At 70.3% G+C, this 22,327-nt stretch carries 22 protein-coding genes; 8 read left to right on the top strand and 14 right to left on the bottom strand.

Annotated elements, in window-relative coordinates; translation table 11 throughout:
• The 7 genes from HW577_RS06885 to HW577_RS06855 all read left to right on the top strand — a co-directional run.
• Window positions 1–945, top strand: a 945-nt coding sequence (locus HW577_RS06885) for a glycosyltransferase family 4 protein (RefSeq protein WP_198375396.1), incomplete at its 5' end; no start/stop codon positions are given.
• Window positions 942–2,042: a glycosyltransferase gene (locus HW577_RS06880; protein ID WP_198375395.1), complete on the top strand. Its 1,101-nt coding sequence runs from the start codon at window positions 942–944 to the stop codon at window positions 2,040–2,042. The genes HW577_RS06885 and HW577_RS06880, both read left to right, overlap by 4 nt.
• Window positions 2,039–2,914 (top strand): glycosyltransferase family 2 protein, encoded by an 876-nt coding sequence (locus HW577_RS06875; RefSeq protein ID WP_198375394.1) that lies wholly within the window; start codon window positions 2,039–2,041, stop codon window positions 2,912–2,914. The genes HW577_RS06880 and HW577_RS06875 overlap by 4 nt, the downstream gene beginning before the upstream one ends.
• The gene (locus HW577_RS06870; RefSeq protein ID WP_232474734.1) at window positions 2,914–3,783 is read left to right on the top strand and encodes a glycosyltransferase family 2 protein; all 870 of its coding nucleotides are present in this window, start codon (window positions 2,914–2,916) and stop codon (window positions 3,781–3,783) included. The genes HW577_RS06875 and HW577_RS06870 overlap by 1 nt, the downstream gene beginning before the upstream one ends.
• Before the next feature lie 68 nt (window positions 3,784–3,851).
• Window positions 3,852–4,268, top strand: a complete 417-nt coding sequence (locus HW577_RS06865) for a Zn-ribbon domain-containing OB-fold protein (protein WP_198375392.1) — start codon at window positions 3,852–3,854, stop codon at window positions 4,266–4,268.
• Window positions 4,269–4,272: 4 nt separating this feature from the next.
• Window positions 4,273–5,424, top strand: a complete 1,152-nt coding sequence (locus tag HW577_RS06860; RefSeq protein ID WP_198375391.1) for a thiolase C-terminal domain-containing protein — start codon at window positions 4,273–4,275, stop codon at window positions 5,422–5,424.
• A gap of 73 nt (window positions 5,425–5,497) precedes the next feature.
• The gene (locus tag HW577_RS06855) at window positions 5,498–6,457 is read left to right on the top strand and encodes a tripartite tricarboxylate transporter substrate binding protein (protein WP_232474733.1); all 960 of its coding nucleotides are present in this window, start codon (window positions 5,498–5,500) and stop codon (window positions 6,455–6,457) included.
• Here HW577_RS06855 and HW577_RS06850 read toward each other — a convergent pair.
• A complete protein-coding gene (locus tag HW577_RS06850) occupies window positions 6,438–7,658 on the bottom strand; it encodes an LLM class flavin-dependent oxidoreductase (protein ID WP_198375389.1) in 1,221 nt (406 codons plus the stop codon). The genes HW577_RS06855 and HW577_RS06850 overlap by 20 nt on opposite strands.
• A 13-nt stretch (window positions 7,659–7,671) precedes the next feature.
• Window positions 7,672–8,379, bottom strand: a complete 708-nt coding sequence (locus HW577_RS06845) for an NUDIX hydrolase (protein ID WP_198375388.1) — start codon at window positions 8,377–8,379, stop codon at window positions 7,672–7,674.
• A gap of 96 nt (window positions 8,380–8,475) precedes the next feature.
• Here HW577_RS06845 and HW577_RS06840 point away from each other — a divergent pair, with 96 nt between their 5' ends.
• Window positions 8,476–10,014, top strand: coding sequence for an AMP-binding protein (locus tag HW577_RS06840; RefSeq protein WP_198375387.1), 1,539 nt, complete (start codon window positions 8,476–8,478; stop codon window positions 10,012–10,014).
• Here HW577_RS06840 and HW577_RS06835 read toward each other — a convergent pair.
• From HW577_RS06835 to HW577_RS06780, 12 genes are all read right to left on the bottom strand, one after another.
• Entirely contained in the window at window positions 10,001–10,969 is a 969-nt protein-coding gene (locus tag HW577_RS06835) for a tripartite tricarboxylate transporter substrate binding protein (protein ID WP_198375386.1), read from the bottom strand. The genes HW577_RS06840 and HW577_RS06835 overlap by 14 nt on opposite strands.
• 31 nt (window positions 10,970–11,000) lie before the next feature.
• A complete protein-coding gene (locus HW577_RS06830; protein WP_198375385.1) occupies window positions 11,001–12,161 on the bottom strand; it encodes an acyl-CoA dehydrogenase family protein in 1,161 nt (386 codons plus the stop codon).
• 28 nt (window positions 12,162–12,189) lie between these two features.
• On the bottom strand, window positions 12,190–13,323 hold the full coding sequence (locus tag HW577_RS06825; protein ID WP_198375384.1) for a CaiB/BaiF CoA transferase family protein: 1,134 nt from the start codon (window positions 13,321–13,323) through the stop codon (window positions 12,190–12,192).
• A 3-nt stretch (window positions 13,324–13,326) separates the two neighbouring features.
• A complete protein-coding gene (locus tag HW577_RS06820; protein WP_198375383.1) occupies window positions 13,327–14,067 on the bottom strand; it encodes an enoyl-CoA hydratase/isomerase family protein in 741 nt (246 codons plus the stop codon).
• 29 nt (window positions 14,068–14,096) lie between these two features.
• Window positions 14,097–14,969 (bottom strand): MBL fold metallo-hydrolase, encoded by an 873-nt coding sequence (locus HW577_RS06815; RefSeq protein ID WP_198375382.1) that lies wholly within the window; start codon window positions 14,967–14,969, stop codon window positions 14,097–14,099.
• Window positions 14,966–16,186, bottom strand: coding sequence for an MFS transporter (locus tag HW577_RS06810; RefSeq protein ID WP_198375381.1), 1,221 nt, complete (start codon window positions 16,184–16,186; stop codon window positions 14,966–14,968). The genes HW577_RS06815 and HW577_RS06810 overlap by 4 nt, the downstream gene beginning before the upstream one ends.
• A gap of 63 nt (window positions 16,187–16,249) precedes the next feature.
• Window positions 16,250–17,566: a TRAP transporter large permease gene (locus tag HW577_RS06805; protein ID WP_198375380.1), complete on the bottom strand. Its 1,317-nt coding sequence runs from the start codon at window positions 17,564–17,566 to the stop codon at window positions 16,250–16,252.
• A gap of 4 nt (window positions 17,567–17,570) precedes the next feature.
• Window positions 17,571–18,128 (bottom strand): TRAP transporter small permease subunit, encoded by a 558-nt coding sequence (locus HW577_RS06800; protein ID WP_198375379.1) that lies wholly within the window; start codon window positions 18,126–18,128, stop codon window positions 17,571–17,573.
• A 22-nt stretch (window positions 18,129–18,150) separates the two neighbouring features.
• Entirely contained in the window at window positions 18,151–19,224 is a 1,074-nt protein-coding gene (locus HW577_RS06795; protein ID WP_198375378.1) for a C4-dicarboxylate TRAP transporter substrate-binding protein, read from the bottom strand.
• 25 nt (window positions 19,225–19,249) lie between these two features.
• A complete protein-coding gene (locus HW577_RS06790) occupies window positions 19,250–21,646 on the bottom strand; it encodes a xanthine dehydrogenase family protein molybdopterin-binding subunit (RefSeq protein ID WP_198375377.1) in 2,397 nt (798 codons plus the stop codon).
• Window positions 21,643–22,125 (bottom strand): (2Fe-2S)-binding protein, encoded by a 483-nt coding sequence (locus HW577_RS06785; protein ID WP_198375376.1) that lies wholly within the window; start codon window positions 22,123–22,125, stop codon window positions 21,643–21,645. The genes HW577_RS06790 and HW577_RS06785 overlap by 4 nt, the downstream gene beginning before the upstream one ends.
• Window positions 22,122–22,327 (bottom strand): hypothetical protein (locus HW577_RS06780; protein WP_198375375.1); only part of this gene is annotated, 206 nt, incomplete at its 5' end. The genes HW577_RS06785 and HW577_RS06780, both read right to left, overlap by 4 nt.

Here is a 22,327-nt window from a genome sequence, read left to right as displayed (position 1 = left end):
GTGCCGCCGGGCGCGCGCGATGCGGGGCTGGCGACGCTGCGCGCCGAGGCGGTCGGCACGCGCGGCGGCCAGGGCTGGGAGCAATGGGAGCTGCCCCGCGCCCTCGGCGGCGACTTCCTGATCAACCTCGGCAACACCGCGCCGCTGCTCGCCGGCGCGCGGCAGGCGGTGGTAATCCATGATGCCGGCGCCTTCGACACGCCCGAATCCTATTCCTTCGCCTTCCGCAGCTGGTACCGGCTGCTGCAGCGCGGGCTGGCCGCACGCGGGGCAAGGCTGCTGACCGTCTCGGAATTCTCCCGCGCGCGAATCGCGGCCGCGCTCGGCGTCGCACCCGCCTCCATCGGTGTGCTGCCGGAAGGCGGCGAGCACATGCTGCGCATCGCGCCCGATCAGGGCGTGCTGGCGAAGCACGGCCTCGCGCCGGGGCGCTACGCGCTCGTCGTCGGCAATCCGGCGGCGCACAAGAACCTCGCCGCGCTGACGGCGGCGGCGGAGACGCTCGGCGGGCATGGACTGACGCTGGCCGTGGCGGGGGCCGCCGACCCGGCCGTGTTCCGCGCCGGCGGCGGCGTGGCGGCCGAAGCCGCGCGCCTGCTCGGGCGCGTGTCCGATGCCGAACTCCGCGCGCTCTATGCCGATGCGCTCTGCCTGATCTTCCCCTCCCGCTACGAGGGCTTCGGCCTGCCGCCGCTGGAGGCCATGACCTGCGGCTGCCCGGTCGTCGCCGCGCGCGCGGGCGCGGTGCCGGAAGTCTGCGGCGATGCGGCGCTGTGGTTCGACCCGGCGGCGCCGGCCACGCTCGCCGCCGCACTCGACAGGCTGGCGACGGAGGATGGCCTCCCCGCATCCCTGCGCGCGGCGGGGCTCGCGCGCGCGGCGCGCTTCACCTGGGAACGGGCCGCGCGCGAACTGCTCGCGCAGCTCCGGGAGCGCATCGCATGAAGGTCGCGATCGTCCATGAATGGCTCGACACCTATGCGGGGTCGGAGCGTGTCGTCGAGCAGCTGGTCGCCGAATGGCCGGAGGCGGACCTCTTCGCGGTCTGCGACTTCCTGCCCGAGGCCGAGCGCCACTTCCTCCGCGGCAAGTCCGTGACCACGACCTTCATCCAGCGCCTGCCCTTCGCGCGGAAGCACTTCCGGAAATTCCTCGGGCTGATGCCGCTGGCGATCGAGCAGCTGGACCTCTCGGGCTACGACCTCGTTCTCAGTTCCTCCCACGCCGTCGCCAAGGGCGTGCTGACCGGGCCGGGGCAGCTGCATGTCTCCTACGTCCACAGCCCCATGCGCTACGCATGGGACCTGCAGCACCAGTATCTGCGCGAGGCGGGGCTCGAGCGCGGGATCATGGGCGCCTATACGCGCTGGCTGCTGAACCGGATGCGGATGTGGGACCGGTCCAGCGCGATGAACCCCGATCTGGTGGTGGCGAATTCCGCCTATATCGCCGAGCGCATCCGCAAGGTCTGGCGACGGGAGAGCCTCGTCGTGCACCCGCCCGTCGACGTGGACCGCTTCGCGCTGAAGGCGGAGAAGGAGGACTTCTACCTCGTCGCCTCCCGCATGGTGCCCTACAAGCGGATCGAGCTGATCGCGGCGGCCTTCGCGCGCATGCCGGACCGCCGGCTGGTGGTGGTCGGCGACGGGCCGAACGCGCCGCGCGTGCGGGACGCGGCGGCGGGTGCGGCGAATATCGACCTGCGCGGCCGCGTGTCCAACGAGGAGCTGGTGCGCCTGACGCAATCCGCCCGCGCCGCCATCTTCGCCGCCGAGGAGGATTTCGGCATCGCCACCGTGGAGGCGCAGGCCTGCGGCACGCCGGTGATCGCCTTCGGCAAGGGCGGCGCGCGGGACATCGTGATGGACGGCCAGACGGGCCTGTTCTTTGCCGAGCAGACGGCGGAGGCGATCGTCGAGGCGGTCGGCCGCTTCGAGGCCCTGTCCATGGCCCCCGCCGCCTGCCGCGCCAATGCCGAACGCTTCAGCCAGGCCGCCTTCCGCGCCGCCATGCGCCGCGTGGTGGAGGAGGCACGGGCGTGAGGTTCTCGCTCATCGTCGCGACGCTCGGCCGGGACCGGGAGATCGCGGAACTGCTCGACAGCCTCCTCGCCCAGGGGCGGCGCGATTTCGAGGTCATCATCGTCGACCAGAACGCGGATGACCGGGTGGGCCCGGTCGAGGCCGCGTATGCGGGGCGACTGCCGCTGAAGCGGATCCGGTCCGCCGTGCGCAACGCGAACCATGCGCGCAACCTCGGCCTGCGGCATGCCTTCGGGGAGATCGTCACCTTCCCCGACGATGACTGCCTCTATCCGGCCGGCGTCCTCGATCGGGTGGATGCCGCCTTCGCGGCGAGCCCGGCGCTGCAGGTGCTGACGGGGCCCGCGGCCTCGCCCGCGGGTGGGCTGGGGTCCGGGCGCTGGCGGCTGGACGGCGGGGCGATCGACCTGAAGAACGTCTGGACCAGCGTGATCGAGTTCAACCTGTTCCTCCGCCGCGACACTGCGATGAACCTGGGTGGCTTCGACGAACGCATGGGCCCGGGGACACCCTTCGGGTCCGCGGAGGGCAACGACCTCGTCTGCCGGGCCATGGCGAAGGGGCTGCACGCGCGCTACGACCCGGACCTGCGCATCATCCATCCCGACAAGCGGCTGACCGATGTGGCGGTGGAACGGGCGGAGCGCTACGGCCGCGGCCTCGGCTTCGCGCTGCGCCGGCATGGCGCGCCGGCCTCGGCCTGGTTCGCCTTCCTGGTCCGCCCGCTCGGCGGCGTCGCGCTCAGCCTGCTGCGCGGGCGGATGCACGATGCGGGCTACTACTTCATGACCTGGCGCGGGCGGCTCGCCGGCGCGCTGGCGGCCGAGGCACGCGCGCCCGCGACCCTGCCGCCGATCGCGGAGGAATGCTGATGCGCATCGCGATCGGCATCGCCACGCGCGGGCGCGCCGCCATCCTCGCCGCCGTGCTGCGCGACCTGGAGCGCCAGTCGCGGCGCGCCGACCGCATCATCGTCTGCCACGTGACGGCCGAGGACGTCGCCGGCTGCGACGCGATCCCGGGCATCGAGTTCATCACCGCGCCGGCCGGCCTGCCGCGCCAGCGCAACGCGATCCTGGACGCCGCGACGGATTGCGACGTGGTGCTGTTCCTCGACGACGATTTCCTCTGCGCGCCCGAGTATCTCGCGGTGACGGAAGCGGCCTTCGCCGCGCGGCCGGACATGGTGGTGGCGACCGGCACGGTGGTGGCCGATGGCGCGAACGGGCCGGGCTTTTCGGTCGAGGAAGGGGCGGCGCTGCTCGCCGCGGACATGCCGCCCGCGAACCGCATGACGATGGCGCCGCACTTCAACGGCTATGGATGCAACATGGCCTTCCGCATGGCGACGGTGCGCGCGCACCGCATCCGGGTGGATGAACGCCTGCCGCTCTATGCCTGGTACGAGGATATCGACGTGACGCGGCAACTGGGCCGGCATGGCGCGATCCTGCGGCTCGGCGGCGCGCGGGGCGTGCATCTGGGCTCGAAGTCGGGGCGCGTGGCGCAGGTGCGGCTCGGCTATTCGCAGGTGGTCAACCCCGTCTATCTCGCACGCAAGGGCACCTTCCCCTGGAACCACGCCATCCCGAGCGCGGCGCGGCACTGCCTCGCCAACCTGGTGCGCTCGCTGCGCCCTGAGCCCTGGGCCGACCGCTGGGGCCGCTTCCGCGGCAACATGATCGGTCTGTGGGACCTGCTGCGCGGCAAGGCGGCGCCGGAGCGCATCCTGGAGCTCTAGCCGCCCCCCTTCCCCTTCCCGCCGCGCCGGGCGACCATGGCGCGAATGAGGAAGGAGGAAGCGCCGAGATGACCCTCGAACCAGGCCGCCCGCGGCCCGAGCCCACGCCCGAGACCAAGCATTTCTGGGATGGCACGAAGGACGGCAAGCTGCTGCTCCAGCGCTGCGGCGATACCGGGAAGGCGTATTTCCCGCCCCGCCCCTTCAGCCCCTTCACCGGCACGCGGAACGTCAGCGTGTTCGAGGCCTCGGGCCGCGCGACGCTGCATTCCTACGTCATCCACCATCGCCCCGTGCCCGGCTTCAAGCCGCCCTACGCGATCGCCGTGGTGGAACTCGAGGAAGGGCCGCGGATGATGACCAACATCATCGACTGCCCGCAGACGCCCGAGGCGCTGCAGCTCGACATGAAGCTCGAGGTCGCCTTCGTGCCGATGGACGAGGCGATCACGCTGCCCCTGTTCCGTCCTGCGAAGGAGGGCTGAGACCATGACGATCAAGCCAGGCGAGATCGCCATCGTCGGCGCGGCCGAGAGCACGCGCATCGGCGCGGTGCCCGAGATGTCGCAGATCATGCTGCACGCCGACGCGGCGCTGAACGCGATGGCGGATGCGGGGCTCAAGCCCTCCGACATCGACGGCTTCGCCTGCGTCGGGCCGATGATGCCGCAGCAGCTCGTCCACTACCTCGGCATCACGCCCAAATGGGTGGACGGCACGGGCGTGGGCGGCTGTTCCTTCATGCTGCATGTCCGCCACGCGGCCGCCGCCATCCATGCGGGCTACTGCAAGACCGTGCTGATCACGCATGGCGAAAGCGGCAAGTCGCGCATCAACGCGACACCCCGCCCGCCCGAGCCGCAGAGCCTGCAGGGCCAGTTCGAGGCACCCTTCGGCCCGATGGGCCCGCCGACGCTCTTCCCCATCCCCGTGCTGCGTTACATGAAGACCTACGGCGTGACGCATGAGCAGCTGGCGCAGGTCGCCGTCGTGCAGCGCGAATGGGCGGGGAAGAATCCGCGCGCGGCGTTCCGCGACCCGATCACGATCGACGACGTGCTGAACAGCAAGATGATCGCCTACCCGTTCCGGCTGCTGCAATGCTGCCTGGTGACGGATGGCGGCGGCGCGCTGATCCTCACCTCCGCCGACCGTGCCAAGGATTTTCCGCAGAAGCCCGTCTACATCCTGGGCAGCGGCGAGTCCGCGGAAACCACGATGGTCAGCCAGATGCAGGACTTCACCTCCAGCCGCGCCTTCCGCGTCGCGGGACCCGAAGCCTTCCGCATGTCCGGCATCAAGCATTCGGACGTGGATCACCTGATGATCTACGACGCCTTCGCGCATCTGCCGCTGTATGGGCTTGAGGATCTCGGCTTCGTCGGCCGGGGCGAGGCGAAGGACTTCATCTGGGAAGGCAACACGCGGCCGGGCGGCAAGCTGCCGCTCAACACCAATGGCGGCGGCCTGTCCTACACCCACACCGGCATGTACGGCATGTTCGCGTTGCAGGAGAGCGTGCGCCAGGTGCGCGGCGCGGCACCCGCCCAGGTGCCGGACGTGAAGGTCAGCGTGTGCCACGGGGTGGGCGGGATGTTCTCCGCCGCCGGCACCGTGGTGCTGTCGAACGAACGGCCCTGAGCCGCGCCGCGGCCCCGCGCGGCGATGCGCGGGGCCGCCAGCAAGAACCGATTCGGGAGGAATACGAGGAATGATGAACCGCCGCACCCTGCTCGGCGCCTCAGGCGCGCTGCTTGCAGCACCCGTCGTGGCGCAGCCCGGCTTTCCGAACCGCTCCATCCGACTGATCGTGCCCTGGCCGCCGGGCGGGTCCACCGACGGGCAGCTGCGCGCGCTGGCCGAGGTCGCGACGCGCCACCTCGGCCAGCCCGTCATCATAGAGAACCGCGGCGGCGCGGCCGGCACCATGGCCGCGCAGATGATGGCGGCGGAACAGCGCGGCGACGGCTACCTGGTCGGGCAGTTGCCCGTGACCGCCTTCCGCTACCCGATGATGTCGAGCCGTCCGACCTGGGACCCGATGCGCGACTTCACGTATATCATTCACCTGACCGGCTACCTGTTCGGCGTGGTGGTGAAGGCGGACAGCCCCTGGCAGACCTGGCAGCAATTCCTCGACTACGCGAAGGCCAATCCGGGCAAGGTCGCCTACGGCTCGCCCGGCATCGGCAGCACGCTGCACATCACCATGGAACGCATCGGCGCCGAGCGCGGCATCGAGTTCCTGCATGTGCCCTTCCGCGGCGGCGCGGACAACGCGCAATCGCTGCTCTCGGGCCAGACCCAGGCGATGGCGGACAGCACATCCTGGGCGCCGCTGGTCGATGGCGGGCAGTTCCGGCTGCTCGTCACCTGGGGCGCCGAACGGGCGAAGCGCTACCCGAACGTGCCGACACTGCGGGAGAGCGGGATCGACATCGTCTCCGCCTCCCCCTACGGCCTCGCGGGGCCGAAGGGGATCGACCCAGGGATCGTCCGCGTCCTGCACGATGCCTTCAAGGCGGCGCTGCACGACCCGGCGCATCTCGCGGTGCTGGAACGCTTCGACATGCCGGTCGTCTACATGAACAGCGACGACTACCGTTCGTCCGTGCAGCGCACGATCGAGGAGGAAGGGGCGGTGATCCGCCGCCTCAATCTCCGGCTGAACTAGACGGGACCTCGACCTTTCCGGTGTGGAGCTTGAGGCGCGAGAACTCCGGCGCCTCCTGCCCCGCATCGCGGAAGGCCTGCTTCAGCGCGGCCATGTTGGGCGCGAAGATGCTCTCCCGGTTCGCGCTGACCCATTCGCGCGATGCCGCGGGCATGGAGAGCGAGCCCTGGAAGCGCGGCATCACCCAGCGGGCGAACAATTCGAAGGACCGCCAGGTCGCCTCCCGATCCGCCCATTCATGCGCGCGGAACAGGACGCCGCCCGTGCCGCCTTCCGTGTAGGCGAGCAGCCGCTCGATCCCCGCTGCCACCGTCTCGGGCGAACCGACCAGCGTCGAGCCCTGCGCGAGCCCGTCGCGCAGCGGATCCTCGGACCGCATCGGCGGGCGGCCGAGCGTCTCGCTGAAATAGGTCAGCGTCTCCAGCGTCTCGCCATGGCGGACGTCGCGCAGCGCGGTCTCGTCATCCACCGCGCAATGCAGGTTGACGACGAGCCGCCAGTTACGCCGGTCCATCCGCTTGCCGTGCTTCGCGGCTTCCGCTTCCGCCATGCGCCATTGCTCGGCGAGCGCCTTCGGCCCGCCCGGCAGGCCGGCGCCGAGCGAGAGCAGCCCGAGCCCGTGCTTGGCCGCCGCCAGCGCGCCCGACGGCGTGGTCGAGGACGCGACCGAGATCGGGAAGCAGGGTTCCGAATAGGGGGCGAGATGCAGCCGCGCCTCCCGCAGCGTGAACCAGTCCGTCTCCATCGTGACGGGTTCCTCGCAGGCGAGGAGGCGGGTGATGGCGGTCAGCGCCTCATCCATCCGTCGGCGCTGGTGGGCAGGGTCGATCCCCATCATGTAGGCATCGGAGACGAGCGCGCCCGGCCCGCAGCCCAGCATGACCCGCCCGCGCGTCATGTGGTCGAGTTGCACGAAGCGCTGCGCGACGAGCAGCGGGTGGTGATAGGGCAGGCTCGTGACGCCCGATCCGAGGCGGATGTGCTTCGTGCGTTCGGCGACCGCGCCGATGATAATCTCGGGGCTCGCGATCGTCTCCCAACCGGCGGAATGGTGCTCGCCGATCCAGGCCTCGTCGTAGCCGAGTTCGTCAAGCCACTCGATCAGCTTCATGTCGCGCTCGATCGCGAGCGTCGGATTGTCCCCCACGCGGTGGAAGGGCGCGAGGAAGATGCCGAAGCGCAGGCGGCGCGGAGCGGTCATGGGGCGGTCCTCATCACATCGACGGCGGATCGCCCGCCAGGAATTCCTCCCCGCCATAGCCAGCGGCGGCGGGGATGCGGAGGATGCGGCCTTCCGGCGCCATGCGCATCTCGGGCATGACGGTGACCACGGGCGTGGCGCGCGCGGCGGCGAAGGCCTCCGCCACGCTGTCGTGGCGGGCGAGCTTCAGCAGGTTCATCCGCGTCGGAAAGACGACCTTGCGGCTGCCATCCTCGGCCGCGGCCAGAGCATCGCGCGGGCGAATCCAGACGCTGTCCACCGCTTCATGCCCGTCATGCAGCGCGTCCTGGTCGTCCGGCGCGGCGGCGAGGAAGAAATGCGTGTCGAAGCGCTTGGGCACGGGGATGGGTGTGATCCAGTGGGCGAAATGGGCGAGCGCTTCGATGTCCGGCACCAGCGCGCGCGCGGCGAGCATGGCGGAGAACTCGCCCGCGGCCGCCGGCGCAGCGCCGGGGCGCGCGAGCAGCACGCCGCATTCCTCCCAGGTCTCGCGCACCGCGGCGACGCGGAAGGCCGCCTGGTCGTCGCCCCCGGCGATCACCGCATCGGCGGGCTCCACGCGACCGCCGGGGAAGACGAGCGCGCCGGAGGCGAAGTCGATCTGGTGGTGCCGCACCACCATGAAGACCTCCATCCCCGCCGCGCCGTCGCGCAGCAGCAGCACGGTGGAGGCGGGTCGGGCCGGGGCGGGGTCTGCCATGGCCGCATTGCAGCGCGCCCGGCCCGCGCCCGCAAGGCGCGTTGACGCGGCGGGGACGCCACAGCAGGCTTGCAGGAAAGGCGGGGGAGGAAGCGCATGGACCGGCTCGCGCGCTGGGCGCGGCAGCAGCCCGACAAGGTCGCGGTGCATTTTCCAGACCTCGGCATCGCGGTGACCTACGCCGCGCTGGATGCACGCGCGAACCGCCTGGCGCAGTGGCTGATGGCGCAGGGGCTCGCGCCATGCGACGGCATCGCGCTGCTGATGGACAACCGGCCGGAGTTTTTCGAAGTTGCCTTCGCCTGCCGGCGCGCGGGGCTCTACTACACGCCGCTGTCGGTGCATCTGCGGCCGCAGGAAGTGGCCTACATGCTGGGCGATGCGGCGGCGAAGCTCGTGATCGTCTCGCCGGGCCTCGCGGAGCTGGCCACGACGCTGCTGCGCGAAGGGGCCTTCGGCGAGGTGCCGCGCTTCGCGACCGGCGACGGGCTGCCGGGATATGCGGCGCTCGAGGCCGCGCTGGCCACCTTCCCCGCCCCGGCCGAATTGCCGCCACGCCCGGTGGGGCGGGAATTCCTCTATTCCTCTGGCACGACCGGCCTGCCCAAGGGCATCAAGCGCCCCCTGCTGCCGTGGGAGCAGCGCGAGGCCCCGGAATGGGACATGACGTGGAAGACGCTCTACGGCTTCGACGAGAGCGTCACCTACCTCTCCCCCGCACCGCTCTATCACGCCGCGCCGCATGGTTACACGCGGCGGACGCTGATGGAAGGCGGCACAGTCGTGGTCATGGCGAAGTTCGATCCGCTGCGCGCGCTCGAACTGATCGAGCGCTTTCGCGTCACGCACAGCCAATGGGTGCCGACCATGTTCGTGCGCCTGCTGGCGCTGCCGGAGGAAGACCGCGCGCGCTTCGACCTGTCCTCCCACCGCTGCGCGATCCACGCCGCCGCCCCCTGCCCCGTCGCGGTGAAGCGGCGGATGATCGAATGGTGGGGGCCGATCGTGTGGGAGTACTATGCGGGTTCGGAAAGCGTCGGCACCTGCGTCGTCTCGCCGCGGGACTGGATGGCGCGGCCGGGCACGGTCGGGCGGCCGGTGAACGGCGTGAAGCTGCACATCTGCGACGATGACGGCAACGAGCTGCCGCCTGGCGAGGTCGGCCGCATCTGCTTCGAGGGCGCGCCGCGCTTCGCCTATCACAAGGCACCGGACAAGACCGAGGCCGCCTACAACCGCCATGGCTGGGCGACGCTCGGCGATCTCGGCCGCGTCGACGAGGAAGGCTGGCTGTTCCTCTCAGACCGCCGCGCCGACCTGATCCTCTCAGGCGGCGTCAACATCTATCCGGCCGAGGTCGAGGCCGCGCTGGCGCCGCACCCTGACGTCGCCGAGGTCGCCGTCGTCGGCATCCCGCACGAGGAGTTCGGGGAACAGGTGCACGCCGTGATCGTCCCGCGCGACCCGCGCGCCGACCAGGCATCGCTGCGCGGGGGGCTGGAGGCGCTGGCGCGCGAGCATCTCGCCGGCCCGAAGCGCCCCCGTTCCTACGAATTCGCCGAGGAACTGCCGCGCAGCGAGGCGGGCAAACTCCTGCGGCGGATCCTGAAGGAGCGCTACCTCAACCCGTCCTGAGGCCAAGGCGTTCCACGCGCTGGCGCTCCTGCTCGTACACCTCGAGCATGTTCCGCGCATAGGCGTCGCTGTCGAGATACTCGAGCGGCTGGTCGAGCCGGCGCAGCGTCGCGATATGCGTGGGATCGTGCAGCGCGGCCTTGAAGCCATCGTGCAGCGCGCGGCGGATCGCGGGGTCGAGCCCCGCCGGCGCGACGAGACCATAGGGGGACGTCACCGACATGCCCTGGTAGCCGAGGTCGATCAGCGTCGGCACGGTCGGCCAGCGCGGGGAGCGTTCGCGCGACCAGACATTCAGCATGCGCAGCCGGCCTTCATCGACCAACTGGCCGACGCCGGAGCCGCCCGCGCCGCCCTCGATATGGCCGCCGAGCAGCGCGGGCACCATGTCGCCCTCGCCGCGGAACGGGACATGGACGATGTCGATGCGCTCCCGTTCGGCGAGATCGACGAGCGTGAGATGCGGCGTGCCGTTCGCACCCGTGTTGCCGAGCCGCACCTCGCCGGGTCGGCGTCGCGCATCCGCGATCAGGTCCTGCCAGGTCCGGTAGGGGCCGTCGGCACGGACGATGACGGCAAAGAGGTAGCCGGTCAGGTGGATGATCGGCGTGAAGTCCTTCGTCACGTCATAGGGCATGCGCTGCATGTGCGGCAGGCGCAGCGCCGGCAGCGTCATCTGCGCCACCAGGTAGCCGTCGGGCCGCGCGCGCGCGACCGCCGCGGCGCCGAGCGTGCTGCCGGCGCCGGGGCGGTTCTCGACCAGCACGGTCTGGCCGAAATGCCGCGTCGCGGCCTCGGCCAGCGAGCGCATCTGCACATCCGTCGCGCCGCCCGCGGGGAAGGGCACGAGGATGGTGATGGGACGGTTCGGGAACCGTTCTTGCGCGGCTGCTCCCCGCACCATGGGTGCGGCGAGGGCCGCGCCGAGCGCCGCGCGGCGAGTGATGGTGTTCATGGATGTCCTCCCGGTTGACCTTCGCCGCGCGTTACAGCGCGCGCGCGATGATTTCCTTCATGATCTCGGAACTGCCGCCATAGATGCGCCCGACGCGCGCATCGGCCCAGGCGCGGCCGATCTCGTAGTCGGCCATGTAACCGTTGCCGCCATGCATCTGCAGGCAGTCGTCCAGCAGGCGGTTCTGCATCTCGGTGCCCAGCAGCTTCGCCATCGCCGCCGTCTCGATCGACAGCCCGCCCTGCATGTGAACGGCGAGGCAATGGTCGACGAAGACGCGGAACATGGTCGCCTGCGCCTTGAGCTCGGCGAGCTTGAAGCGGTTGTGCTGGAAGTCGAAGACCGTCTGCCCGAAGGCCTTGCGGTCCTTCGCGTACTCGATCGTCTTCTGCAGCATCGCTTCCATCGAGGCCGCGGCGCGGATGGCGATGACGAGCCGTTCCTGCGGCAGGTTGCGGATTAGGTAGGAGAAGCCCGCGTTCTCCTCCCCGAGCAGGTTCTCCGCCGGCACGCGCACATCCTCGAAGAACAGCTCCGACGTATCCGCGGCGTGCAGGCCGATCTTTTCCAGGTTGCGGCCCTTCACGAAGCCCCTGGTGCCTTCCTCGACGCAGATCAGGCTGATGCCCTTCCGGCCAGCCCCGGGGTCGGTCTTGCAGACCACGATCACCAGCCCGCAATTCTGCCCGTTGCTGATGAAGGTCTTCGCGCCGTTGATGATCCAGTCCGACCCGTCGCGGCGGGCATGGGTCTTCACCGCCTTGAGGTCGGAGCCCATGCCGGGCTCGGTCATGGCGATCGCCGTGATGATCTCGCCTGCCGCCATGCGCGGCAGCCATTCGCGCTTGCGCGCGGGTGTGGCGAATTCCTCGATATAGGGAACGACGATGTCGGAATGCAGCGGGAAGCCGACGCCGGTCGCGTTCGCCCGGCCGATCTCCTCGGTGATCACGGCGGAATAGCCGAAATCGGCGCCGGCGCCGCCCCATTCCTCGGCCATCATGGGGCAGAGCAGCCCCTCCGCGCCGGCCTTGCGCCAGAGCTCGCGCGGGACGATCCCGGCGCGTTCCCAGTCGCGATGGAAGGGGACGATCTCGCGGTCGAAGAAGCGGCGGACCTGGGTGCGGAAGAGTTCGTGCTCGGCCGTGAAGACCGTGCGCGCGGCACCCGGCGCGGCGGCATGCGTGTCCATGGCGTTTCCCCGTTTGGTTGGGCCGATGCTAGCCCTTGGCCCCTCCCGTTGCCAGCAACGCCGCGATCTCCTCCGGCGCGAAGCCCCAATCGGCCAGCGCCGCGGCGCCGTCCGCGCCGCGCCTGGGTGCCGGGGCGGGTTCGCCCGGCGGCGTGCGGGAAAAGCGCGGGCTCGGGGCCGGCTGCATCCCGCCCCGGTCGAAGAAGGCGCCGCGCACCGCGTTGTGAGGATGGCGCGGCGCTTCCTCGAGGTCGAGGACCGGCGCCACGCAGGCATCCGTCCCGTCGAACACCGCGGCCCAATGGTCGCGCGGCTGGGAGGCGAAGATCGCCGCGAACCCCGCCTTCATCGCCGGCCAGCGCGCCGGGTCCGTGCGGTCGGCGAAGCGCGCGGGATCGAGGCCGAGGCCCTTCAGGAGCAGCGCGAAGAATTGTGGCTCCAGCGCGCCGACGGCGACGTACTTGCCATCCGCGCATTCGTAGGTGTCGTAGTAGGGGCAGGCGCCATCGAGCAGGTTCGCCTCCCGCGCATTGCGCCAGCGCCCCTGTGCGAACTGGCCGAAGAAGGCGCCCATCAGCGTGGCGGACCCGTCCGTCATCGCCGCATCCACCACCTGCCCGCGACCGCTGCGCGATGCCTCATGCAGCGCGGCCATGATGCCGAAGGCAAGCAGCATCCCGCCGCCGCCGAAATCGCCCACCAGGTTGAGCGGCGGCACCGGCCGCTGCCCCGCGCGCCCCATCGACCAGAGCGCCCCGGTCAGCGCGATGTAGGTGATGTCGTGCCCCGCCACCGGCGCGAGCGGCCCATCCTGCCCCCACCCCGTCATGCGCCCATAGATCAGGCGCGGGTTGCGCGCGTGGCAGGCCTCCGGCCCCAGGCCGAGCCGTTCCGTCACGCCAGGACGGAAGCCCTCCACCAGCACATCCGCGCGTTCGACGAGGCGCAGCACGGCGGCGACGGCGGCGGGCGACTTCAGGTCGAGCGCGAGGCTGCGCCGCCCGCGCCCGAGCACGTCCGCCGGATGCCCGCCGGGCGGGCCTTCGGGCCGGTCGATGCGCAACACCTCCGCCCCCTGGTCGGCCAGCATCATGCAGCAGAAGGGGCCGGGGCCGATGCCGGCGAGTTCGATCACGCGCAGCCCGGCGAGCGGCCCGGGCATGAGTCAGCGGCCCTCGAAGCGCGGCGGGCGCTTTTCACGGAAGGCGGCCTTGCCCTCGGCAAAGTCGGCCGAGGCGCGGATCGCGCCCATGCGCTGCATGTGGATCGCCATCTGTTCCGACGGGCCGCGCGGGAGGATCTCCTCCGTCACCATGCGCTTGATCTCGTGCAGCACGAGCGGCGCCATGCCGGAGAGTTCCAGCGCCCATTCCTTGGCCTTCGCCAGCGCCTCCCCTTCCGGCACCACCTCGTTCACCAGGCCGACGCGCTCTGCGCGCGCGGCGTCGACGGTGCGGCAGAGCAGCATGATCTCCATCGCCACCTTGTGCGGGATGCGGCTGACCAGGCCCGAGATCATGCCGCCCGTCAGGCCGAGCTTCGCTTCCGGATAGTAGAACTTCGCGCTCGCACCGCAGACGATCAGGTCGCACATCATGGCAAGCACGATGCCGCCACCGACGCACCAGCCCTCCACCGCGCAGATGACGGGCTTAAGCGGCCGGAACCCCACGGTCGGCACGGCGCGCCAGAGTTCCGGCGGGTCGGCCACGTCGGCGCCGAAGGTGAAGGCGCGGGTGCCGACCGCGGTCAGGATGGCCACGCGCAAGTCGTCGCGCGTCTCGAATTCCTTCATCGCCGCCTGCACGGCCTCGGCCATCGGCTTGCTGATGGCGTTGCCCTTGGACGGATTGTTCAGCGCGACGATCCGGACCGGACCTTCGTCGGTGACGGTGACATGCTCCACGTCTGGTCTTCCTTGTGCTGGGCGTTGTCTCAGGCCACCGGATCGGCGCGGAAACCGCTGCCCCAGCGCGACAGCCGCGCGCGCGAGGGCGAGGGGAAATGCGCGAAGCAGAGCAGCGTCCTTGCCTCGCAGGCGCATTCCAGCACGCGCCGGCGCGTCGCCGCGGCCTGGGCCGGGTCGAAGTCGGCGCGCATGGAGAGTTCCGGATAGCGCGCCTGCAGCGGCGAATGGATCAGGTCGCCGGTAAACAGCGCCTCCGCGTCGCCGCGGCCGACGCGCAGCGCGACATGGTGCGGCGTATGGCCGGGCGTGGCTTCCAGGCGGATGTCCTCGGCGATCACGTGGTCGTCCGCGACCATCTCGGCGCGCCCGGCCTCGACCACGGGCAGGACGGAATCGGCGAAGGGCGGCACGAATCCCCTCGCATTCTCGGCGTTCCAATAGGCGAATTCCTGCGCGGAGAAGACGTAGCGCGCCTTGGGGAAGGTCGGCACCCAGCGGCCGTTCTCCAGCCGCGTGTTCCACCCCACATGATCGACATGCATGTGCGTGCACATGACGATGTCGATGTCCTCCAGCCGCAGCCCGAGCGCGGCGAGGCCGCGCATGTAGGACTCGCCCCGCAGCCGGTTCCAGAAGGGATGCGCCGGCCGGTCCTTGTCGTTGCCGACGCAGGTATCGACCAGGATGGTGTGGTGGCGCGTGCGCACCACCCAGGACTGGATGGCGAGGATCAGCTTGCCGGTGGCCGGGTCGAGCGCCGTCGGCGCGAGCCAGGAGCGGTTCTCCTCCAGCAGTCCCTTCGTCAGCGTGGGGAAAAAAGTGAGCGGGTCGAAGAGTGGCCCTTCCTGCTCCACGATCCGCTGGATCGTGACGTCGCCGAGCGCGAAGCCTTCGGTCATCGGTTCTCCTCCTCCCCTTCCTCGCCGCGCGGCGCGGCGCGCAGCAGCACGATGCCCACCACCAGCGCCGGCAGGCCGCAGGCGGCGAAGCCCCAGCCATGCCGGCCCGTCGCCACCAGCACGCCCGAATAGCAGAGCGGCAGCAGCAGCCCTCCCAGTTGCCCGAAGGACAGCACGCCGCCGGTCGCCGACCCCGCCCGCCCCTTTGGCGCGAGCCGCGCGGCTTCGGACAGCAGCACGCCATGCCAGGACATGGCCGTCGCGCTCAGCACCGTCGCCACCACCCCGATCAGCACCAGGGACCAGGAGGCGCCGAGCAACCCCATCGCCGCGCTGCCGACGGCCATGCCAAGCGCGAGCCAGGACATGACCAGCCCCGGATCGACCCGCCCGCTGCCGAGCCAGCCCCAGAAAATGCGTCCCGGCACGGCGATGACCATCGCGACCGAGAAGACGAGGCCCGCGGCGGCAAGGCCGTGGCCGAGTTCGGTCAGCGCGACCACGAAGTAGGAGGTGAAGACCGTCTGCAGCCCGTTGAAGGCGAAGCAGGCGAAGGCCAGCCGGCGCAGCGGCGCCGCATGCAGCACCGCCGCGACCGTCGTGTGGAAGTCCGAAAGCCGGAAGGCCTGGCCGGGCACGCGGTCCGCATCGAATTCCGCACGCAACGGCTCCAGCATCGCGGCGAAGACGATGCAGCCGGCGGCCGCGATCAGCAGCGCCCCGCGCCAGCCCGTCAGCCCGGTGAGCCAGGGCCCCAGGATGCCCGCGACAAGGAGACCCGCCGGCACCGCCGTCTGCTTGATGGAAAAAACGAGCGGTGCCTGCCGCGGCGGCGAATAGCGGCCGAGCAGGTGCGAACTTGCCGGTGTCGACATCGCCGCCGCGCCGCCGCCGATCACTGCGGAGACGAGGAACAGGAGCAAAGGTCCGGCGGTCGCCAATGCCAGCCCGACACCGAGCAGCACGAGCGCGACCTGGCTCATGCGCATCGCGCCGTAGCGCAGGATGAAGGATCCGCAGCCGAGTTGGAACAGCAGCGCCGACAGCGCCGCCGCGCCGACGTAGACGCCGAGCCAGGCGGGATCGAGCGCCAGGTCGTCGAGAATGGCCGGCGCGATGATCGGCGGCAACGACCGCCCCAGCGTCGCGAAGGCCTGCTGGACGAACATCGCCACGAGCACGATCAGCAGCAGCTTCGTCGTTCGGTCGGCGCGCATCCCATCCCGTCACGGCATCGCAGACCGCGACGATAGGCACGGCCATGCCCGGCTGCGAAGCCCCTACCGGACGAGCATGGTCGCAAGCCCCGGCACCAGGGCGATCAGCACCAACGAAACGCCCATCACCGCGACGAAGGGCAGCGCGCCGGCGAACACCGTCTCGATGCCCACGCGCGGATCGGCGAGCGTCGCCTTCACCGTGAACACCGAGATGCCGAAGGGCGGCGTGAGCAACCCCATCTCGACCGCGATGATGACGACGATGCCGAAATGGACGAGGTCGAAACCCATCGCCTGGGCGATCGGCGCGCCGATCGGCACCATGATCAGCAGGATGGAGGTGGAATCGAGGATCATCCCCATCAGCAGGATGATGACCACGAAGGCCGCGAGGAACCCGTAGGGACCAAGGCCCAGGTGTTCGACGAGTTCGCCGATCGCCTGCGGCACGCCCGCCATGGCGAGCATCCGCGAATAGAGCCCCGCGGCGATCAGCAGGAACAGAATGGCGGCCGAGACGAGCCCCGTCTCCTTCAGCACGCGCCAGAACTGGCCGGGGCTGAGTTGCCTGCGCACCAGCGCGATGACGAGGGCGCCGGCCGCGCCGACCGCGCCCGCTTCGGTCGGCGTGAAGAAGCCGGTGTAGAGCCCGCCCAGGATGAGCGCGACCAGCGCCATGATCGGCACGGCCTTGGCCGCCATCTCGGACGCCGGCATGACGCGCTCCGTCACCGAAGCCGGTGCATCCGCCGTCATGATCCGGTGCGGAAGGAAGGTGGCATAGGCCCAGATCATCGCCACGAAGCCTACGGCGATGATGAGGCCCGGGATGATGCCGGCGATGAACATAGCGCCGATCGACACCTCGGCCAGCACGCCATAGACGATCATCAGCAGCGAGGGCGGGATCAGCATCCCCAGGATCGAGGAACCCGCGACGGTGCCCGTCGCGAAGCGCATCGTGTAGCCGTGGCGCACCATCTCCGGCACCGCGACCTTCGTGAAGACGGCGGCGGAGGCGATGGACACGCCGGTCACCGCGGCGAAGACCGCGTTCGCGCCGACGGTCGCCATGCCGAGGCCGCCGCGGACGCGGTGCAGCAAGGCCTGCGCGACCTCGAAGGTGTCCCGCCCGACATTCGATATGCTGACGAGCAGGCCCATCAGGACGAACAGCGGGATGGTCGCGAACAGATAATCCTGGATCCCCGAATAGGTGGCCATCGCGGTGAAGCGGAAGGCGAGGTCCGGGTTCTCGCGGATCAGCCAGACGCCGACCGCGCCGGTCGAGATCAGCGTGATGCCGATCGGCAGGCCCATGATGATCAGTGCGACCATCACGCCGATCAGCGTGAAGCCGAGGGTCACGTCGTCCATGGCCTCAGCCCTTCGCCGCGCCGCCGGGGCGCCGCATGTCGTGGACGAACAGGGCCAGGTAGGCGATGGCCCCCGCGGCGCCGCCCAGGATGATCAGCGCGCGGAACGGCCAGGTCGGCACGGTAAAGAGGCCCTGCACGCCGAAGAACTCCCCGCGCGCAAGCGCGGTCTCCAACCCTGGCCAGGCCGCCTGCGCGACGAAGGCCATCACGGCCGCGCCGGTCAGATGGAACATCATCTCGATCCCGCGGCCGAGGCGCGGCATGCGGCGCACCAGGCGGTCGATCAGGAAGTCGGCCCGCGTCATGCGGCGGTGATGGATCGTCGCGCCGATCTGCAGGAACACGATCGCGACAACCGAATGCGCCGCGATTTCCGCAACGCCGGTGATTGGGGCGTTGAGGAAGGAGCGACCGATCACGTCGGCGCAGATCAGCAGCATCAGCCCGAAGGTCCAGATGGTGCCGATGGCGGCAAGGCCATCCAGCACCATCCGGACGGGATCGAAGGGCTGTGGGGCCTGCGCGGCCTCGAGCGCCGCCATGTCGATGTCATCAGCCATGGCGGCGCGCCCCCGTCAGGGTTCAGGCGGTGACTTCGCGGTCCCAGTTCCGGCCAGGCGTCTGGCCGGCGGCGCGGATCGCCGCGAAATAGGCCGTCAGCACGTCGCGCGAGGCGGGGCCCGAGCTGTCCGCCCAGGTGCGGGCGATGTTGGGCAGGCCGCGGATCCAGCGCTCGCGCTCGGCGGCGGGCAGCGTCGTGATGATCGCGCCCTTCTGCACCATCTCGGCCTCGCTCGCCGCGACGCGGGCGGAGACGTCCTCGATGTGCTTCTGGGTCGAGATCTTGCCGGCGGCCACCAGCGCGTTGCGCACCGGTTCGGGGTAGCGGCCGTAGCGCTGGCGGTTCACCGCGATGCCGCCGACATACATCGCGCCTACGTCGCACTTGGTGATGTACTTCGCGACCTCATAGACGCGGGTCGGCAGGATCCCGACGAAGAAGGACAGCGCGCCTTCCGACACGCCGGTCTGGATGTCGGTGTAGTAGGTGGTCAGCGCGCCGTCGACCGGCGTCGCACCCGTGCCCGTCAGCCAGTTCGCGCTGGTGCCGGGCGCGGAGATCTTGCGGTTGCGAAGGTCGTCCAGCGTTCGGACCGGGAAGTTCGACCAGATGTGGTAGGTGTCGGTGATGTAGGAGGAGAGCGGGATCATGTTCAGCCCCTCCCAGTTCTGGCGGATGGCCGGCACCGTCTCGTTCAGCCGCTCGAAGGCGTTCGCCACGACGCCGTGGTCGCCGGTCGCGAAGGGCGTGAAGTAGGTGACGTTCTGGAGCGGCATCGTGCTGCCTTCCCAGAGCGTGCCGACATAGCCGATGTCGGTGATGTTGTCGCGCACCGCCTCCATCGTGTCCTGGAAGCGATAGAGCGTGCCGCCATAGGCCTCGCGCCAGTTGATGCGGTGCGTGTTGCCGTTGTCGCGCAGGTGCTTCTCCACCTCCGGCTGGAACACGTTCTTCATGTTCGACACCCAGTAGTTCGCGACCGGGTGCGAGGAGGCGATGGTGATGTTCACCGCCGACTGCGCCTGCGCGGCGCGGATGGCGAAGAGCGGCAGCGCGGAGGCGCCGACCAGCAGGCTGCGGCGGGGTGCGTTCATCGGTTCGGTTCCTCTCCCAGGGTCTTCAGATCGTGCCGAGCGCGCGCAGGATGCACGCCGGGGTGAAGGGCTGTTCCGTCACGACGGCGCCGAGTGGGGCCAGCGCGTCGTTGATCGCGTTCATCAGCGCGCCCGGCGCGCCGGCTGTCCCGGCCTCTCCCGCGCCCTTGGCGCCGAGCAGGCTTTCCTTCGTCGGCGTCTCGACATGGCCGACATGGATGTCCGGCATCTCGGCCGACATGGGCACCAGATAGTCGGCCATGGTCGTCGTCAGCAGGTTGCCATCCGCATCATAGACGCAATGCTCATACAACGCGCCGCCCAGGCCCTGCACGATGCCGCCGCGGACCTGCTCATCCACCAGCAGCGGGTTGATGACGCGGCCGCAATCCTCGACGCACCAGTGCTCCAGCACCTTCACCATGCCGGTCGCGGTGTCGACCTCGACCCAGCAGGCCTGGATGCCGTTGGTGAAGGCGAAGGGATACTCCTTGGTGATGAAGTGCCGCGTCTGGACGAATTCGCGAGGCAGATCCTTGGGCAGCGTGTCGCCGCGGAAATAGACGATGCGCCCGATCTCGCCGAGGCTGATGCGCTCCGCACCCGTCGCCTTGTCCACCACCTGGCCGAGCACGATGTCGAGCGTCTCGGGCGCGGCCTGCAGCATCGCACCGGCGACGACGAGGATCTGCTGCTTGAGCGCCACGGCGGATTGCAGCGCCGCCTCGCCCCCGATGCCCGCGCCGCGGCAGGCCCAGGTGCCGCCGCCATAGGGCGTTGCCTGCGTGTCGCCCGTGATCACCTTCACCCGGTTCACCGGCACGCCGACCCCATGCGCGACGATCTGGGCGAGGATCGCTTCCGTGCCCTGCCCCTGCTCAGTGACGCCGGAGGCGACGACCACCGACCCGTCGGGGTCCATCCGCACCGTCGCGCCATCCTGCGCCGAGATGCGTGCGCCGCCGATGCCGTACATGAAGGGCGACGGGTTGGTCAGTTCGATGAAGGCGGCGATGCCGAGGCCGCGGTAGACGCCCTTCTTCCGCTGCTCCGCCTGGTCGGCGCGGATGCGCTCGACCGGCACCATCTCCAGCAGCTTGGCGAGCGAGGCATGGTGCGACAGCCCCTCGAACCGCATCCCGGCGGGCGAGGTGAAGGGATAGGCGTCGTCCCGCACCAGGTTGCGCCGGCGCATCTCGATCGGGTCCATGCCGATCGCCCGCGCGGCGAGATCGACCAGCCCCTCCGTCACCGCCGTCGCGATCGGGTGGCCGACCGCGCGATACTGACAGGTCGGCGCCTTGTTCTGCAGCACGACGGTGGTGGTGCAGCGGTAGTTGGCAAAGTCGTAGGGCCCGCCGCAGAGGTTCACCACCTGGTTGCCCTCGATGGCACTGGTCCGCGGATAGACGGAATAGGGCCCGATCCCCGTCAGGTCATCGATGTCGAAGCCCAGGATCCTTCCCTGCGCATCCACCGCGATGCGCCCCTTGATGCGGTGGTCGCGCGCATGGATATCGCTCGAAAAGCTCTCGAAGCGGTCGGCCACGAATTTCACGGGCCGGCCGAGGATGCGCGACATGGCCGCGACCGCGACCTCGTCCGGATAGACATGCACCTTGATGCCGAAGGACCCGCCGACATCCTTGCAGATGACGCGGACCTCGCTCTCCTCCATGCGGAGGTGCTTCGCGAAGACCGTCTGCATCATGTGCGGCGCCTGGGTCGAATGATGGACCGTCAGCGTGCCGTCGGCGCGGTTGTAGTCGGCGATGATCGAGCGCGGCTCCAGCGTCACGCCGGTGTGGCGGCCGGTGACGAAGGTCGCCTCCACCACCTTGTGGGCGGCAGCGAAGGCGGCGTCCACCTCCCCCTGCAAGGCCGTGCGCGTGAACACCAGATTATCGCCGAGCTCCGGATGGATCACGACCGCCCCGGGCGCGAGCGCCGTCTCCATCTCCACCTGCACGGGCAGCGGGTCCCAGTCGACGCGTAGCGCGGCGACACCATCCTCGGCGGCCGCGCGGCTGTCCGCCACCACGGCGATAACGGGCTCGCCCTGCCAGGTCGCGCGATCCAGGGGCAGCGGATGCTGCGGCGCCGACTTCATGCCCTTGAGATGCGCGAGCACCGCCACCCAGGGGTCGCAGACCTTCGCGATGTCCGCCCCGGTGAAGACGCGGATCACGCCCGGCACCTGCATCGCGGCGGCGGCATCGACGGACACGATCCGCGCATGCGCGTAGGGGCTGCGCAGGAAGGCCGCGTGCAGCATGCGCGGCAGCACCACGTCGTCCGTGTAAGTCGCGCGGCCCTGCACCAGCTTCGGCACGTTCGGCCGCGGCACCGACCGGCCGATATAGGAATTGGGCAGGTCCTCGCGAGACAGGCCGATCGAGGCCGGGGTCGGGATCTCGTTCATCGCGCGCCCTCCCGCGCCTTCAGCGTGGTCTCTACGGCATCGACGATCGCCTGGTAGCCGGTGCAGCGGCAGTAATTGCCCGACAGGTGCTCGCGGATTTCCTCCCGCGACGCCGCGGGATGGTGGCGCAGGATGTCGGCCGCCGCCATCACCATTCCCGGGCTGCAGAAGCCGCATTGTGCGGCGTTGCGCGCCACGAAGGCATCCTGCAGGTCGGCGACCTCGCCGCTGTCCGTCAGGCCCTCGATGGTCGTCACCTCGGCGCCATCCAACGACGCAGCCAGCACCAGGCAGCCGCGCACGATCTCGCCATCCACCCGCACCGTGCAGGCGCCGCAGACGCCATGCTCGCAGCCGGCATGCGACCCCGTCAGGCCGAGGTCGATGCGCAGGAAGTCGATCAGGTGCCGCCGCGCCTCCACGCTGCGCGACACGCGCTCCCCGTTCACGGTCAGGGTGATGTCCACGCGCGCGCTCATGCCGCCTTCTCCGCTTCGGGCAGGAAGCGGCCCAGCGCGCGGCCGACCAGCACGCGCGCGAGATGCCGCTTCATCTCCGGCGGCCCGTGCAGGTCCGCCGGCGGGTCGAGATCCGCATCCAGCGCCGCCTGCGCCGCAGCGATGGCAGCGGCATCCAGCGCGCGCCCGGCCAGCGCCGCGCCGGCGCCCACGGCCAGCGCCG

Origin of the sequence: Neoroseomonas rubea, assembly GCF_016106015.1 — a bacterium.
In the GTDB taxonomy this organism is placed as follows: domain Bacteria; phylum Pseudomonadota; class Alphaproteobacteria; order Acetobacterales; family Acetobacteraceae; genus Neoroseomonas; species Neoroseomonas rubea.
The sequence above is the reverse complement of the archived record's forward strand: the minus strand, read 5'-3'. Positions and strand labels throughout refer to the sequence as shown.